Raw genomic sequence first — 15971 nt, 5'->3', positions numbered from 1 at the left:
CTCCGCCGGGCCGGGCCGATCTCGCGTCAGCCGCCGAGGCGGTCCACGGCGGTGACCCGCAGCACCGCGCGGCCCTCCTCGTCCGAGCCGTACAGGTCGACCTCGGCGCTGATGCCCCAGTCGTGGTCGCCCTCCGGGTCGTCGAAGATCTGCCGGACCCGCCAGGCGGAGTCCTCCTCCTCGATGATCAGCATCTTCGGGCCGCGCGCGTCCGGACCGGTGCCCAGGTCGTCGTACTCCTCCCAGTACCCGTCCATGGCGTCCGCCCAGCGGTCCGCGTCCCAGCCGTACTCGCCGTCCAGCGCGCCGAGCTCGTCGTAGTGCTCCAGCGCGCACAGCTCCAGCCGGCGGAACATCTCGTTGCGCACCAGCACCCGGAACGCCCGCGCGTTCGCCGTCACCGGCGCCGGCTTGTCGTCCAGGGTCACCTCGGCGGCCTGCGGCTCGGTCGGGTTGGCCAGCTGCTCCCACTCGTCCAGCAGGCTGGAGTCGACCTGGCGGACCAGCTCGCCGAGCCAGGCGATGACGTCCTTGAGGTCGTCGGTCTTGACGTCCTCGGGAACGGTCTGCTCCAGCGCCTTGTAGGCGCCCGCCAGGTAGCGCAGCACGATGCCCTCGGTGCGGGCCAGCTCGTAGTGGCCGACGTAGTCCGAGAAGGTCATCGCCCGCTCGTAGAGGTCGCGCACCACGGACTTCGGCTGCAGCTGGTGGTCGCCGATCCACGGGTGCGCCCGCCGGTACACCTCGTAGGCGTGGGTGAGCAGTTCCTCCAGCGGCTTCGGGTAGGTGATCTCCTGGAGCCGCTCCATCCGCTCCTCGTACTCGATGCCGTCGCGCTTCATCTCGCCGACGGCCTCGCCGCGCGCCTTGTTCTGCTGCGAGGCGAGGATCTGGCGCGGGTCGTCCAGGGTCGCCTCGACCACCGACACCACGTCCATCGCGTACGACGGCGAGGTCGGGTCCAGCAGCTCGAAGGCGGCCAGCGCGAAGGTGGACAGCGGCTGGTTGAGCGCGAAGTTCTCCTGGAGGTCCAGGGTCAGGCGCACGATCCGGCCCTCGGCGTCCGGCTCCGGCAGCCGCTCCACCACGCCGCCCTCCAGCAGCGAGCGGTAGATGGCGATCGCGGTGCGGATGTGCCGGCGCTGCGCGGGGCGGTCCTCGTGGTTGTCGGTGAGCAGCTTGCGCATCGCCTCGAAGGCGTTGCCGGGCCGGCCGATCACCGACAGCAGCATCGCGTGGCTCACCTTGAACCGGGAGACCAGCGGCTCCGGGTCGGCGGCGATCAGCTTGTTGAAGGTCTCCTCGGACCAGCCGACGAAGCCCTCCGGCGCCTTCTTGCGGACGATCTTGCGCTTCTTCTTCGGGTCGTCGCCCGCCTTGGCGACGGCCTTCTCGTTCTCGATGACGTGCTCGGGCGCCTGCGCCACCACCTGGCCGACGGTGTCGAACCCGGCCCGCCCGGCGCGGCCGGCGATCTGGTGGAACTCACGGGCGCGCAGGATCCGCACGCGCTGCCCGTCGTACTTCGACAGCGCGGTGAACAGCACCGTGCGGATCGGCACGTTGACGCCCACGCCCAGCGTGTCCGTCCCGCAGATCACCTTCAACAGGCCCGCCTGGGCGAGCCGTTCGACCAGTCGCCGGTACTTCGGCAGCATGCCCGCGTGGTGCACGCCGATCCCGTGGCGGACGTAACGCGACAGGTTGCGGCCGAACTTGGTGGTGAAGCGGAAGTTGCCGATCAGGTCGGCGATGGCGTCCTTCTCCGCCTTCGAGCACATGTTGATGCTCATCAGCGACTGCGCCCGCTCCACCGCCTCCTTCTGCGTGAAGTGCACCACGTACACCGGCGCCTGGCCGGTCTGCAGCAACTCCTCCAGGGTGTCGTGCATGGTCGTGCGCCGGTACTCGTAGAACAGCGGGACCGGACGCGTCGCGTTGCGCACGACGGTGGTCGGGCGGCCGGTGCGGCGGGTCAGGTCCTCCTCGAACCGCCGCACGTCGCCCAGCGTCGCCGACATCAGCAGGAACTGCGCCTGCGGCAGCTCCAGCAGCGGGATCTGCCACGCCCAGCCGCGGTCCGGTTCGGCGTAGAAGTGGAACTCGTCCATGACCACCTGGCCGATGTCGGCCCGGGCGCCGTCGTGCAGCGCGATCTGCGCCAGCACCTCCGCGGTGCAGCAGATGATCGGCGCGGTCGGGTTCACCGAGGCGTCGCCGGTCATCATGCCGACCTGCTCGGTCCCGAACATCTTGACCAGGTCGAAGAACTTCTCCGACACCAGCGCCTTGATCGGCGCCGTGTAGAAGGTCCGCTTCCCCTCCGCCAGTGCCGCGAAGTGCGCGCCGGCGGCGACCAGGCTCTTGCCCGAGCCGGTCGGCGTCGCCAGGATCACGTTGTTCCCCGACACCAGCTCGATCAGCGCCTCCTCCTGCGCCGGGTACAGCGAGATCCCGCGCTCTTCCGTCCAGGCGGCGAACGTCTCGTACAGCGCGTCGGGCGTGGCGGGCTTCGGCATCAGATCAAGGAGGGTCACCCGGCTATCTTGCCTGCTCGCCGCCACCCCCGGCAAAGCCCGGCGCCCATCAGCCCGCCACCACGGGCGCCCGCTCGGCGATCCGCACGTCGGGGCAGCCCTCCTGGCGGACGATCTCCTGGGCGATGCGGTGGGCCACGTCGACGAAGACCTGTGTCCGCTTCTTCGCGGACAGGTCGGACAGGTAGAAGTCGCCGGCGACCGAGAGCTGCCGGTAGACGTTCCGGGCCAGGGGCTGTCGGCCGCTGTCGCAGGGGAACATCAGCATCGGCTGGAGGCCGTCATCCAGCCAGCCCGCGACACCGGCACCGAAGTCGATCGGCAGATCGCGTTGGTCCGCCTCGTACTGCTCCCGATGTGAGCGGTACGAACTCTCGTCGATCTGGAATATCCAGGCGACCACGACGGTCGCGCCGGGCAGCCACGAGATGCCGCAATCCGCCCGGGTACTCCTTCCGGACAGGTCGCCGAAGACCTCGCGCTCGATTCCCTTCCCTTCATCACCCACCAGCGGCCGGACCTCTTCCCGTTCGATCAGCCCCCAGCAAGCGCTCGCCGGTAGTTCCACCGACTGCCACGGCTTCCACGCCCACAGCCCGCCCCCGATGAGAACCAACGCCGTGACCAGGGCTGTGACCGCAAGTCGCCCGTTATTGCGCCGCACCGTTTCAGTCCTCCTTCTTCGGATGGGTGACTTGCCAAGCGGTACCGGTGGCGCCGGCGAACGCGCCCCCGATCTGGCCTTCCACGGCGGGGGCCAGGTCGTTGAGGTACTTCCGTTCGAGGCCGGTCCGGCCCGCCGCGTCACGGATCGCGTCCTCGACGGACCCCTGGGCGCCCGCCAACGCGTGGTTCTGCGCCGATTGCGCCTTGTTGGTGGTCTGCGCGTCGGTGTTCACCTGGTAGCTCTCGGCGATGCCGTCCATGATCCTGCCGACCGCGTCGTTCGCGTACGGGCCGACGATCGGCGCCCTGGTCTCCAGGACCGATCCGAGCGTCGCGTCCCAGATCGTGCCCGCCCATTCGCGGGTGGTCTTGACGGCCGCGTTGAACTCCTCGTCGTTGTTCTTTCCGGTGCTGAAGACCTCGTCGACCATGCCCTTGCTGAGGAGCCCGGCGACCGTGCCGCCGGGTTGCGCGGATGCGACGGCCGCGGCGGTCAGGTCGCCGTGGTCGGAGGCGTGCAGCAGGACATCGTTGATCGCCCCGGTGGTGTAGGCCTGCTGCGCGGCGGCCACTGCGGCGTAGGCCTCCGGGTTGTGGCCGAGCGTGACCAGCAGCCGCTGCGCGTCGAGCTTGTCGAGCTTGGCGACTTCCCCGTTGATCGGCAGCTTGGTGGACGGAGGAGCCAGCGCGGTCTGCACGTCGCCCATGTACGCGCCGGCCATCTTGCCGAGCGACCCCTGCAGATCGCCGAAGAGCGCCTTGTCCTTGTCGTAGAGCAGCGCGGACGCCTCGTCCCCGCCGAACTTGTGCACGGTTCGCTGCATCACGTCGGCCATCGCCTTGCTGTGCGGCGGCAGCGGCCCCGTCTCGTCGTCGTACGCCCGCCCGGTCGCCGCCGCCTCCAGGGCGTGGCCGAGCGCCTCCACCTGGAGCGGGCCCGCCTTGCCGTTGTTCGGCGCGAGCGGGTAGGAGACGTCGCGCAGCAGCGAGCGCGGGCCCGTGTCGGTGAGCAGCGTGAAATAGGTGTTCGTCCCGCCGGTGCTCCTCACCGAGCCGTCCGGCCAGTACGTCGTCGGCGGGTCGGTGAAGAACCTGGTGGCCGCGTCCGGGCTGTGCCCGAGCGCGTTCAGCACCGAGCCCATCGGGTTGAACCCGTGGTAGTTGCCCTTCTCGTCCGGGGTGCCGGTGAACCAGAAGTCCTGGAACGGCGCGCCGCCCTTCATCGCCACCGCGTCCCAGCGGGCCGGGTTCTCCTGGGTGAGCTGGGTGACGTGCTCGGCGATCGGCTTGAGGAACGCCGCGTCGTAGTTGCCGTACCGCAGGACGTTGCCCAGGATCTGGTAGCCGTAGGGGCTGGACTCGTAGTCGGCGCCGGGCCCGAGCTGGATGTGCCGGCTGCCGGCCCGGCGCAGTCGCTCGCCCCAGTCCGGGGGCAGGTGGGGTTGACCGCCGCTGTTGGTGGCGGTGGCCAGGGTGAGGCCGAGCCCTTCCTGGATCCCCCTGACGGCGGCCGCGCGGACGGGGCTGCCGGCGAAGTCGCCGCTCTGCGCCAGCGCGCCGTAGGAGGCGAGGAAGGTCCCCGGGTCCTGGCCGCCGTAGAAGGCGGTGGCGAACCGGGGGTCGCCGGAGTGGTGCTGGAGCAGGGCCTGCAACTGCGTGAGCTGGGCGTCGGTGGCGGCGCTGCCGAGGCTGAGGATCTGCGCGGCCTGCTTGGCCTCGGCGTCGGCGACGCTGCCCAGCGGGGTGCTGTTGAAGCTCTTGGTGTCGTTGCCGGTGTCCATCGCGAGGGCCAGGGCGGCCGCGGAATCGGCCTCGGTGGCGCGGTCCAGCGCCTTGCCGATCTCCTGGGCGGCGGCCTGGGCGGTCTCCCGCTGGGTCCTGGCGTAGTCGGGGTCGTGCTTGTCGGCCGGGTCGGTGGCCGGCGGCCAGTGCACGCTGCCGTCGGCGGCGACGGCCAGGCCCTGCTCGGTGGCGTGCTGGACGGCCACCTGGAGGTCCTTCCTCGCGGCGACGAACTCGTCGTGCGCGTCGCGCAGCGTGCGCGCGATCGCCGAGGCCTCCTCGAAGGCGGCGCGGATCTGGTCGCGCGCCTGGGTGAGGGCGGTCGCGGCGGACTCGGAGCTCGGCCCGGTCCAGCCGGACTGCTGGACGGGGCCGATCACCTCGTTCTGGATCCTGGTCGAGAGGTCCCAGGCGCGGACCATCTTCTCGAAGTCGCCGGCCGCGGCGTTGAGGCCGGTGAGGTCGACGGCCTGGAGCTGGGTGTACGTCACCATGTCGGGCCCCGTCTCAGCCGTGCGGCTGCGCGAACTGGCTGTGGATCGCGCTCTCGGTGTTGTCGTAGTTCTGGGCGGTGGCGTGCAGGTTCTTGCCGATCGTCCCGACGGCTTCCCCGAGCGTGTGGGCCTGGCCCGACCAGACGCTCCACGCGGTGTTGAGGGCGGTGGAGAGGTTCCAGCCCATCAGCGCGGCGACCGCGCCGGTGACGTGCCCCGCGGGCTGTGCGCACTCGGTGCGGACGGACTCGCGCAGGGCCGTGGCGTTGGTGCCGGCCTGGCGGATCATCCCGGGGTTCGCCTTGACGGACGGGCCGCCGGCGGCCGGCGGGAGCGTGACGGGTGGCGGGGCCCCGGCGGCGGCCGCCGCGAGGTCGGGGAACTGCTTCTTCGCCTCCGCGGTGAGGTTTCCGGAACTGTCGAAGAGCCACGGGTTCATCCGTCGCTCGAATTCGAGGTCTGCCACCAAGTCCCCCCAGGACTGTTCGACTTGTGGGGACACTACCGGGGGAGGACGAACAATCGGTCGAGTTCGCGGGAATCGGAGGACGATGATCGAATGAATGAATGCATGTGAAATGCGAGGTTGATTTTAGGTGAACCTGTGGTTCTGGCGGAGTGGCTCCGGCGTCCGGCGGTGTGCCCCGGCGCACATTGCCCGGGTCGGGCGGGGCATGCCAGAGTGCCGGGCATGGTCAACCGCAGCGTGTTCGAGACCTCCGAGGCGTCCGAGGTGTCCGGCCCCGACGGCTCCGCCCTCGCCGGTCCCGGCGCCGTCTTCGACTGGCTCGACGAGAGCGCCGGACAGCGGGCCCGGGCCGGGCTGACCCGTACCCTGCGCAGCCGGGCCGCCGACGACGCCGTGCTCGACCTCGCGGGCAACGACTACCTCGGGCTCACCCGCCACCCCGCCGTCACCCGGGCCGCCGCCGAGGCCGCGCTGCGGTGGGGCGGCGGTGCCACCGGGTCGCGGCTGGTCACCGGCACCACGGCGCTGCACACCGAGTTGGAGGAGGAGCTGGCCGCCTTCTGCGGGGCCGAGGCGGCGCTGGTGTTCTCCTCCGGGTACACCGCCAACCTCGCCGCGCTCACCGCGCTCACCGACCCCGACACCCTGATCGTCTCCGACGCCTACAACCACGCCTCGCTGATCGACGGCTGCCGCCTGGCCCGCGCCGACGTCCACCGTGCCCCGCACAGCGACCCGGGCGCCGTCGCCGAGGTGCTCGCCGGGCGTTCCCACCGGCGCGCCCTGGTGGTCACCGACTCGGTGTTCTCGGTCGACGGAAACGCCGCCCCGCTCGCCGAACTCGCCGACGCCGCGCGGCGGTTCGGCGCGGCGCTGCTCGTCGACGACGCCCACGGCCTCGGCGTGCTGGGCCCCGGCGGCAGCGGCGCCACCGCCGCCGCGGGGCTCGCCGGTGCGCCCGACGTCGTCACCACCGTCACCCTCTCCAAGTCCCTCGGCTCCCAGGGCGGTGCCGTCCTCGGCCCCGGGCGTGTCATCCGGCACCTCACCGAGACCGCCCGCACCTTCATCTTCGACACCGGCCTCGCCCCCGCCGCCGCCGGCGCCGCGCTGGGTGCGCTGCGCCTGCTGCGGGCCGAACCCCACCGTGCCGAACGCGCCCGCGAGGTGGCCCGCAGTCTCGCCGCCCGCCTCACCGCCGCCGGCCTGCACGCCTCCAGCCCCGACGCCGCCGTCGTCTCCGTACGCGCGCCCGGCCCCGAGGCCGCCGTCGCCTGGGCCGCCGACTGCCGCCGGGCCGGCCTCGCCGTCGGCTGCTTCCGCCCCCCGTCCGTCCCCGACGGCGTCTCCCGGCTGCGTCTGACCGCCCGGGGCGATCTGACGGATGCTCAGATCGTCGACGCGGTGCGGGTCATCGCCGCCACCGCCCCGGCATGAGCGGGTCCGGTGGGCTTCGCGGGCGCCCTGGCCGCGCGTTGGGCCTGCGCCTTCGGATCACGCCGGGCGTCGACGTGGTCCGAAGAGCGGTTTATAGGCCCGCCAGCTCGCTCAGGAAGCGGGTTCCGGCGTCCCGTCGGCCTGCGGTCAGCCGCGGGGCGGCGGCCACGACGGCCGTCGCGCGGCACCAGGCCAGCACCCGGTCGGCGTCCGCGCCCGGGACCAGGGCCGTCAGCGCGCCGATGCGGGCCGACAGGGCGGCCGGGTCGGTGACGCCGTCGAGCGCCCAGTCGACCAGGTCGAAGTCCGGGTCGCCCAGGCACGCGCGCGGGTCGATCGCCACCGGGCCGTCCGGGCCGAGCAGCACGTTGGCCGGGTGCAGGTCGCCGTGCACCAGGGCCACCGGGGCGCCGTAGGCGGTCAGTTCCCGGGCCAGGGCGCGCGCGTCGGCCGTCGGCACCCCGGGGGCCCGGCGGCCGGTCAGCTCGAACAGGAAGTCCAGCCGCTCGGCCAGCGGCGGCAGCGCCACCCCGTCCACCGGCACCGACCGCAGCGCCCCCAGCAGCCCCGCCACCTCCGCGGGCCGCCAGCCGCGCTCGCGCAGGGACGTGCCCGGGGCGACGTCCGCGAGCAGCAGCGCGCCCGAGCCGGCGTCGTGCTCCAGCAGCCGCACCAGCGACGGCACACCCCGCCACGCGCTCAGGGCCGTCGCCTCCTGCGCGGCCACCGCCGGGTCCGGCGTCAGCTTCAGCCACACCGCCGCGCCGTCCGCGAGCCGATCGCAGCGGAACACCCGCGCCGTACCGCCCCCGCCGGCCGCCAGCACCGTCAGCCCCCAACGGGCGGCCAGTGCGTCCACCAGTGCGGGCAGCCCCTCGCACCACACCTCGGCCCCGGGCCCGAAGCGTACGGTGAGCCGCGCCCGCACCTCCTCGGGCACGGTGGCGAGCGCGCTCACGCCAGCACCAGCAGTGACTCCGCGCCCACCGGCCGGTAGCCGGCCGCCTGGAAGGCCCGCACGCTCGTCGCGTTGCCCGGCGCCTGCTGCGACCACACCCGCTCGCCCTCCGGCAGCAGGTGCCGGGCCGCCAGCGCCAGCGCCCGCCCCAGACCGCGTCCGCGCGCCGCCTCGTCCACCTCGATCGCGCACTCCCAGCGACCGGCCACCCCGCGGCCCAGGACCAGCACCCCGTGCTCACCGTCCGCGTCGAACACCCGGACGTCCTCGCGGTGGCACAGCGCCCGCACCACCCGCGGATGCGCCCGGTCCTCGACCTCCGCCAGCTCCAGCGCGGGCGCGCCCGGCAGCCGGTCCGCCACCGTCAGCAGGTCGATGGTGCCGTTCACCCGCCCCGTGCGCTCGGCGAGCGCGCCCAGGAACGGCGGACAGAGCGGCGCGGCCAGCGGATCGCCCGGCGCCGCCGCCAGCACGGCCCGCACCCAGGCGGGATCCTCGTCGGTGAACACCACCGAGTGCGCGGAGAACGCCACCACCCCCGCCTCGCGCGGCGACGGCTGCGGCACCACCGTCACCGACCCGTCCGCCGGCGGGAACACCCCGCCCGCCACGTCCGCCAGAATCTCCCGCAGTCCCCGTGCACCCACGCCGCGCCCACCCCTCCGTGATCCTTCGTGGGCGCCCAGCCTAGTGGTCCGCCGAAGCAGCCGGCCGAAGCGGCCGGCCGAAGCAGTCCGTCGTCAGGACTTCTTGCGCGCCCGGCTCGGCTGCACCCGGGTCGGCTCGCCCGCCGCCTTCGGGTGGTCCGGCGGGTACGGCAGCTCGCCGTGGGCGCCCTCCGCGACCTGTCGCTCGTACAGCTCCAGCAGCCCCTCCAGCCGGAACCGCTCGTCCTCCATCGCCGCGTGCACGTCCCCCAGCTCCGCGAACCGGGCCGGCAGGGTGCGCAGGTCGAAGTCCTCCGGCAGCGCGTCGTCGAGCTCCTCCCAGCGCAGCGGTGCCGAGGCCGTCGCCCGTGGCCGCGCCCGCAGCGAGTAGGCCGAGGCGATCGTCCGGTCCCGCGCCATCTGGTTGTAGTCGACGAAGATCCGCTCGCCGCGCTCCTCCTTCCACCACGCCGTCGTCACCCGCCCGGGCAGCCGTCGCTCCAACTCCCGGCCCAGCGCGATCACCGCGTGCCGCCCGTCCGTGAACGACCACCGCGGCTCCAGCGGCACGTACACGTGCAGCCCCCGTCCGCCCGAGGTCTTCGGCCACCCCCGCAGCCCCTGCTCCTCCAGCACCGCCCGCAGCTCGTGCGCGGCCCGCACCGCGTCCTTGAAGTCCGTGCCCGGCTGCGGGTCCAGGTCGATCCGCAGCTCGTCGACGTGCTCGGTGTCCGAGCGCCGCACCGGCCACGGGTGGAAGGTCAGACACCCGAGGTTCGTCGCCCACAGCACCGCGGCCGGTTCCGTCGGGCAGATCTCGTCCGCCGACCGGCCGCTCGGAAAGGCGATCCGGGCCGTCGGCAGCCACTCCGGCAGGCCCTTCGGGGCCCGCTTCTGGTAGAAGAACTCGCCCTCCACCCCGTCCGGGAACCGCTGCAGCGTCGTCGGCCGGTCCCGCAGCCCGCGCAGCACCCCCTGCGCCACCGCCAGGTAGTACTCCGCGACGTCCAGCTTGGTGAACCCGCGCTCCGGGAAGTACACCTTGTCCGGGTTCGACAGCCGGACGGTGCGCCCGGCGACATCCAGTTCCACGGCAGAGCCCATGCCTCTCACGCTAAGCGCGCCGTGCCGGCCCCGCCTGCCGTGCCCGCCCTGCCCGCCCTGCCCGCCGCGCGCCCCGGAGCGTTCGGCGCGAGGATCGGGACCATGGACCTGCCCGTCATGCCGCCGCTCGCCCCGATGCTCGCCAAGTCCGTCGCGAAGATCCCGCCCGGCATGCAGTACGAGGCCAAGTGGGACGGCTTCCGCACCATCGTCTTCCGCGACGGCGACGAGGTCGAACTCGGCAGCCGCACCGGCAAGCCCCTCACCCGCTACTTCCCCGAGCTCGTCGAGGCCCTGCGCCGCGAAACCCCCGGGCGCTGCGTGCTCGACGGCGAGATCGTCATTGCCCGCGACGGCCGGCTGCGCTTCGAGGAACTCCTCGAACGCATCCACCCCGCCGCCAGCCGGGTCAGGCTCCTCGCCGAACGCACCCCCGCCTCCTTCGTCGCCTTCGACCTGCTCGCCCTCGGCGACGAACCCCTCCTGGACCGGCCCCTCGAAGCCCGCCGCCGCGCCCTGGAGGGCGCCCTCGCCGACGCCGCCGACCCCGTCTTCACCGCCCCCACCACCACCGACCGCGAGCTCGCCGGGACATGGTTCGCCCAGTACGAGGGAGCCGGCCTCGACGGCATCGTCGCCAAACCGCTCGACCAGCCCTACCGGCCCGGCGAACGCGCCATGTACAAGATCAAGCACGAGCGCACCGCCGACTGCGTCGTCGCCGGCTACCGCGAACACAAGAGCGGCCCCGTCGTCGGCTCCCTCCTGCTCGGCCTCCACGACGCCGACGGCCGCCTCCAGCACGTCGGCGTCTGCGCCGCCTTCCCGATGGCCCGCCGCCGCGAACTCGCCGAGGAACTCGCCCCGCTGCGCACCACCGACCTCGGCGCCCACCCCTGGGGCGCCTGGGCCGACGAAGCCGCGCACGCCGACGCCCGGCTGCCCGGCGCCACCAGCCGCTGGACCGGCGGCAAGGACCTCTCCTGGATCCCGCTGCGCCCCGAACGCGTCGTCGAGGTCGCCTACGACCACATGGAGGGCAGCCGCTTCCGGCACACCGCCCAGTTCCGCCGCTGGCGCCCCGACCGCACGCCCGACAGCTGCACCTACGCGCAGCTGGAGGAGCCGGTCTCCTACGACCTGGCCCGGGTGCTCGGCGGCTGAGCCGGCGGCCGAGGCCTGCGGTGCCGTCAGGCCGACTGCCCGGGCGGCGTCACCGACGAGGACACCTCCGGCGACGGCGACCCGGACCCGGACTGCGACGGCTCGTCCGCCTGCGGAACGGCCGGCAGGTCGTAGACGTTCGCCGGCGAGACGATCTCCGTGATCGCCTTCGCGAACAGCGTGGACGGCTCCGAACCCCGGTACGCCACATCGGTGTTCAACAGCACCACCAGCGACGCCTGCGCCGACGGCAGGTACACCACCACCGCTTGGTAGCCCGGCAGCGAACCGTTGTGCCCGATCCACCCGTGGTTGTTGAAGATCCCCAGCCCGTACGAGGTGCCCTGCGCCGTCGTCGGCTGCGGCTCCAGGCGCTGCGCCTGGGTCTGCGGCTTCAGCAGCGAGCCGGTGGCCAGCACCTTCGCCCACTTCTTCATGTCCGCCCGGTCCGAGATGGCCGCGCCCGCCGCCCAGCCCCAGGACGGGTTCCAGTCGGTGGCGTCCTGGATCGTCCCGCTCGCCGTCTGGTCGGTGTAACCGCGCGCGTGCGGCTGCGGGAACGCGTTGTCCGTAGGGAAGACCGTGCGGCCCAGGTCCGCGGGCTCGAACACCTCCTTCTTCAGGAAGTCCCCGAGCGGCCGCCCGTCCACCTTCTCGATCACCTGGCCCAGCAGCACCGTATTGGTGTTGGAGTACTCGAAATCCGTGCCCGGCGCGAAGTTCACCGGGTGCCGGAACGCGTACGCCGTCAACTGGTCAGGCGTGAACGGGCGCTGCGGATCCGCCTGGAACGCGCGCACGAAGTCCTCGTCCTTGGTGTACGAGAACAGGCCGCTGCGCATGCCCGCCAGCTGGCGCAGGGTGATCTGCTCGCCGTTCGGCACGCCGGTCAGGTACTTGCCGATCGGGTCGTCCAGTGCCACCTTGCCCTGGTCCACCAGCCGGAGCACACCGGTGACCGTGAAGGTCTTGGTCACGCTGCCGATCCGCATGTTGAGCCCGGTCACCATCGCGGTGCCCGGCACCCGCTCGGACACCCCGAACGCCTTGAGGTACTCGCCCTGCGGCGTCGCCACGTCGACGATCACGCCCGGCACCGAGGCCTCCGTCAGCACCCGCCCGATCGCGGCGTCCAGCCGGGAGGTGACGTCCGACGTCAGCGGCACCGTGGTGCCGCTCGGCGCCTGGGTGGGGCTGGGCGTCGCGGTCGGACTCGCGGTTCCGGTCGGACTCGTGGTCCCCGTCGGACTCGGCGTGGGCGTCGGACTCGGCGTGGCGGTCGGGCTCAGCGCCGCCGGTTCGGCCGTCACCGCCCCGGCCGCCGCCGGGTGTCCGGACGGCGAGCCGCCCGAACACCCGGCGGCCAGCAGTCCGGCCAGCGCCAGCAGCAGCGCCACCGGCGCCGGCCGGGCGAGGGGCCAACACCGGGAGGCGGTGGCTCGGGTCGACACACGGTTCGTCATCTTCGGGGCGCCTCTCTGGGCCGGACGGACCCGGAGCAGCGCTCGACGGGCCCGCAAAGGGGGAGCGATCGCCACCGTATGCGCGCCCGCCGCGCCCCGCGCGCCCACCGCCCGCCCGCTGGACCGAACGGACCCACGCGTCAGCCACCCGCCGCAACCCCGCTCGCGTGCCCCCGACACACGCCCACCAGCGCCGTTACCCGCCCCCTACCCGCGCCCGAGTAGGGTGCGCACCGCCGGAGCCGACGGGAGGGGAACACCGAGGTGCTGCACAGCGAATCCGGAGCCGGAGCCGTGGCCGAAGCCGTCGGCGTCGGAAAGCGCTACGGACGGGGGCCCTGGATCCTGCGCGACGTCGAGCTGCGTGTTGCCCCCGGCGACGTCCTCGCCGTGCTCGGCGCCAACGGCTCCGGCAAATCCACCCTGCTGCGGATCCTCGCGGGCCTCACCCGCCCCACCACCGGCCGCCTCACCGGCGCCGTCACCGCCCGCCCCGCCGCCACCGGCCACCGGGCCGCCGTCGGCTACGTCCCCGACCGGTTCACCGCCCACGAGCGCCACACCGCCGCCGGCTACCTCACCCACCTCGGCCGCGTCCGGGGCCTGCCCACCGCCGCCGCCCGCCACCGGGCCGCGGAACTCCTCGACCGGCTGGCCCTCGTCGGCGGCTCCGATGCCGCCCTGCGCACGCTGTCCAAGGGCAACGCCCAGAAGGTGGCGCTCGCCCAGGCCCTGCTCGTCCCGCCTGATCTGCTGGTGCTCGACGAACCCTGGTCCGGCCTCGACGCCTCCGCGCACAGCGTGCTCGCCGAACTCATCGCCGAGACCGCCGCCGAGGGCGGGGCCGTGGTCTTCACCGACCACCGCGAAGCCGTCGCCGAGGCGCACGCCACCACCGTCCGCACGATCGCCGACGGCCGGGTGAGCGGGGCCCCGTCCGCGCCCGCGTCCGCCCGGTCCGCCGCCGAGCGGCCCGCCGTGCCGCCCGCCGAGCTCGTGCTCACCGGACCCGACCCGGACGCCCCCGACTGGCGGGCCCTGCCCGGCGTCCTCACGCTGGAGCGCCGCGGCCCCGAACTCCACCTGCGGGTCGAGCAGGCGCACGCCGACGCCGTCCTGCTCACCGCGCTGCGCCACCGGTGGTCGGTGCGCGCCGTCACCCGCCCCGCGCCCGCCCTCGCCCCCGCCTCCACGAGGACCACCAGCCGATGACCGCCCTCGTCCGCTACCAGCTCACCACCCTGCTGCTCTCCCAGCGCTACCTGGCCCCGCTGATCCTGTTCACCGGCCTCGTCGCCGTCCTGACCAGCGACGACAGCGGCCCGCTCACCGCCGCCCACGGCGCCGCGTCCGCCGCGATGCTGCTCGCCGCCACCTGGCTCACGATGGCGCTCACCGGCCTGGAGGACCGGCCCCACCGCGCGCTCCTCACCGCCGCCACCGGCAGCCGCCGACGCCTGCTCACCGGCACCGTGCTCACTGCCCTGCTCGGCTGTCTGCCGCTCACCGCCCTCGGCCTCGCCCTGCCGCTGCTCGTCGGCACCCACAGCCCCACCGCCGCCGACCTGCTGCTCGGCACCGAGGCCCAGCTCACCTGCGCCCTCACCGGTACCGCCGTCGGCCTGCTCGCCTCCCGGCCGCTGGTCCGCCGCCCGGGGTTCGGCCTGCTGCTCGCCCTCGGCCTGCTGCTCGCGCTCACCGTGAGCAAGGGCCTGCCTCCGGTCAACCTGCTGCTCACCCGGCTCTCCACCCACCACCGCTCGGCCGAACTGCTGGCCTCCACCGCACTGCTGCTCGCGCTCGCCGCCGCCCTCCTCGCCGCCGCGGCCGCCCTCGTGCACGCTGTCGCCGCCCGCCGCGACTGACCCGGCCGCACCGAGGGAGCACCGGCCTCGGCGCAGCGCTCCGCGCGCCCCGGACATGCCTCGCGCGCTGCGCCGTCGGAGTGCCGACCGGCACGCCGCAGTGGTCCCCGACCCCAGCTCGGGCACGATCGTTTAGCCGAGCTGTCGCGGCCCTTAAGAATTCCTCGATGGACCGCACCCCCTCCCACCAGGCAGATTTCTGCCTGCCCGGAATGCGGACACCGGAACCGGTTCCGCAGGCCCTGGCCCCGCCAGGACCCGTCGGCCCTCGGGCCGCCACCCACCGGGCCCCGTCGTCCTGCCCACACCAGGCCGTCCCCACCGCGCGTCAGGAGCCACCGCCGTGAAGGCACTCGTCAAGCAGAAGGCCGAGCCCGGACTCTCGCTGATGGACGTCCCCACCCCGGTGATCGGCCCCGGCGAGGTCCTCATCAAGGTGCTGCGCACCGGCATCTGCGGCACCGACCTGCACATCCGCAAGTGGGACGGCTGGGCCCAGCAGACCATCAAGACCCCGCTCGTCCTCGGCCACGAGTTCGTCGGCGAGGTCGCCGAGATCGGCGCCGGCGTCGCGGACATCACCGTCGGAGACCTGGTCAGCGGCGAGGGCCACCTGGTCTGCGGCAAGTGCCGCAACTGCCTGGCCGGCCGCCGCCACCTGTGCCGCAACACCGTGGGCCTCGGCGTCAACCGCGACGGCGCCTTCGCCGAGTACGTGGCCCTGCCCGCCTCCAACGTCTGGGTGCACCGCGTCCCCGTCGACCTCGACGTCGCCGCGATCTTCGACCCCTTCGGCAACGCCGTGCACACCGCGCTGTCCTTCCCGCTGGTCGGCGAGGACGTGCTGGTCACCGGCGCCGGCCCGATCGGCATCATGGCCGCCGCCGTCGCCAAGCACGCCGGCGCGCGCAACGTGGTGATCACCGACGTCTCGCCCTACCGCCTCGACCTCGCCCGCAAGGTCGGCGTCTCGCTGGCGCTGGACGTCTCCGAGCACACCATCGAGGAGGGCCAGCAGAAGCTCGGCCTGCGCGAGGGCTTCGACGTCGGTCTGGAGATGTCCGGCCGCCCCGAGGCGCTCCAGTCGATGATCGCCAACATGACCCACGGCGGAAAGATCGCCATGCTCGGCCTGCCCGCCGAGCAGTTCCCGATCGACTGGGCCTCCGTCGTCACCTCGATGCTCACCATCAAGGGCATCTACGGCCGCGAGATGTTCGAGACCTGGTACGCGATGTCCGTCCTGCTGGAGGGCGGCCTCGACCTCAGCCCCGTGATCACCGGCCGCTACCCCGCCGCCGACTTCGAGGCCGCCTTCGACGAGGCGGCGAGCGGCCGCTGCGGCAAGGTCCTCCTCGACTGGACCGCCTGATCCCCGCGATCAC

Annotated in this window: 13 protein-coding genes; 5 read left to right on the top strand and 8 right to left on the bottom strand. The window is 73.4% G+C overall.

The genetic code is table 11. From position 1 onward, the window contains the following. Nucleotides 1-26 precede the first annotated feature (26 nt). The 4 genes from ACFU9E_RS07150 to ACFU9E_RS07135 all read right to left on the bottom strand — a co-directional run bounded on the left by ACFU9E_RS07150 (nt 27) and on the right by ACFU9E_RS07135 (nt 5945). A complete protein-coding gene (locus ACFU9E_RS07150) occupies nt 27-2519 on the bottom strand; it encodes a DEAD/DEAH box helicase (RefSeq protein WP_380684571.1) in 2493 nt (830 codons plus the stop codon). Nucleotides 2520-2586: 67 nt separating this feature from the next. Continuing rightward, nucleotides 2587-3201: a hypothetical protein gene (locus ACFU9E_RS07145; protein ID WP_380684561.1), complete on the bottom strand. Its 615-nt coding sequence runs from the start codon at nt 3199-3201 to the stop codon at nt 2587-2589. A 4-nt stretch (nt 3202-3205) separates the two neighbouring features. Beyond that, nucleotides 3206-5479 carry a hypothetical protein gene (locus ACFU9E_RS07140; RefSeq protein ID WP_380684562.1) on the bottom strand — a complete coding sequence of 758 codons (2274 nt, stop codon included), beginning with the start codon at nt 5477-5479 and terminating at the stop codon, nt 3206-3208. Nucleotides 5480-5492: 13 nt separating this feature from the next. Further along, nucleotides 5493-5945: a WXG100 family type VII secretion target gene (locus ACFU9E_RS07135; protein ID WP_380684563.1), complete on the bottom strand. Its 453-nt coding sequence runs from the start codon at nt 5943-5945 to the stop codon at nt 5493-5495. 225 nt (nt 5946-6170) lie between these two features. On the opposite strand from ACFU9E_RS07135, the gene ACFU9E_RS07130 reads away from it, so the two are divergent. Next, on the top strand, nt 6171-7385 hold the full coding sequence (locus tag ACFU9E_RS07130) for an 8-amino-7-oxononanoate synthase (RefSeq protein WP_380684565.1): 1215 nt from the start codon (nt 6171-6173) through the stop codon (nt 7383-7385). A gap of 91 nt (nt 7386-7476) precedes the next feature. Here the strand turns inward: ACFU9E_RS07130 and ACFU9E_RS07125 are convergent, their stop codons facing one another. From ACFU9E_RS07125 to ligD, 3 genes are all read right to left on the bottom strand, one after another. Next, nucleotides 7477-8343 (bottom strand): aminoglycoside phosphotransferase family protein, encoded by an 867-nt coding sequence (locus ACFU9E_RS07125; protein ID WP_380684566.1) that lies wholly within the window; start codon nt 8341-8343, stop codon nt 7477-7479. Next, entirely contained in the window at nt 8340-8990 is a 651-nt protein-coding gene (locus ACFU9E_RS07120; RefSeq protein ID WP_380684567.1) for a GNAT family N-acetyltransferase, read from the bottom strand. The genes ACFU9E_RS07125 and ACFU9E_RS07120 overlap by 4 nt, the downstream gene beginning before the upstream one ends. Nucleotides 8991-9083: 93 nt before the next feature. Next, entirely contained in the window at nt 9084-10094 is a 1011-nt protein-coding gene (gene ligD / locus ACFU9E_RS07115; RefSeq protein WP_380684568.1) for a non-homologous end-joining DNA ligase, read from the bottom strand. Between the two features lie 102 nt (nt 10095-10196). Between ligD and ACFU9E_RS07110 the strand changes: the two genes are divergently transcribed. Further along, a complete protein-coding gene (locus tag ACFU9E_RS07110; protein WP_380684569.1) occupies nt 10197-11258 on the top strand; it encodes an ATP-dependent DNA ligase in 1062 nt (353 codons plus the stop codon). A 26-nt stretch (nt 11259-11284) separates the two neighbouring features. On the opposite strand, the gene ACFU9E_RS07105 is transcribed toward ACFU9E_RS07110, so the two are convergent. After that, nucleotides 11285-12721: a serine hydrolase domain-containing protein gene (locus ACFU9E_RS07105; protein WP_380714833.1), complete on the bottom strand. Its 1437-nt coding sequence runs from the start codon at nt 12719-12721 to the stop codon at nt 11285-11287. Between the two features lie 294 nt (nt 12722-13015). Between ACFU9E_RS07105 and ACFU9E_RS07100 the strand changes: the two genes are divergently transcribed. The 3 genes from ACFU9E_RS07100 to tdh all read left to right on the top strand — a co-directional run bounded on the left by ACFU9E_RS07100 (nt 13016) and on the right by tdh (nt 15958). Then, a complete protein-coding gene (locus ACFU9E_RS07100; RefSeq protein WP_380688725.1) occupies nt 13016-13933 on the top strand; it encodes an ATP-binding cassette domain-containing protein in 918 nt (305 codons plus the stop codon). Then, nucleotides 13930-14586 carry a hypothetical protein gene (locus ACFU9E_RS07095; RefSeq protein WP_380688723.1) on the top strand — a complete coding sequence of 219 codons (657 nt, stop codon included), beginning with the start codon at nt 13930-13932 and terminating at the stop codon, nt 14584-14586. The genes ACFU9E_RS07100 and ACFU9E_RS07095 overlap by 4 nt, the downstream gene beginning before the upstream one ends. A gap of 343 nt (nt 14587-14929) precedes the next feature. Next, a complete protein-coding gene (gene tdh / locus ACFU9E_RS07090; protein WP_380688721.1) occupies nt 14930-15958 on the top strand; it encodes an L-threonine 3-dehydrogenase in 1029 nt (342 codons plus the stop codon). The last annotated feature ends 13 nt before the right edge of the window (nt 15959-15971 follow it).

The organism is Kitasatospora sp. NPDC057595, assembly GCF_042800875.1.
Lineage (GTDB): Bacteria > Actinomycetota > Actinomycetes > Streptomycetales > Streptomycetaceae > Kitasatospora.
Note: the sequence above shows the minus strand (reverse complement) of the source record. Positions and strands in the feature narration are given on the sequence as shown.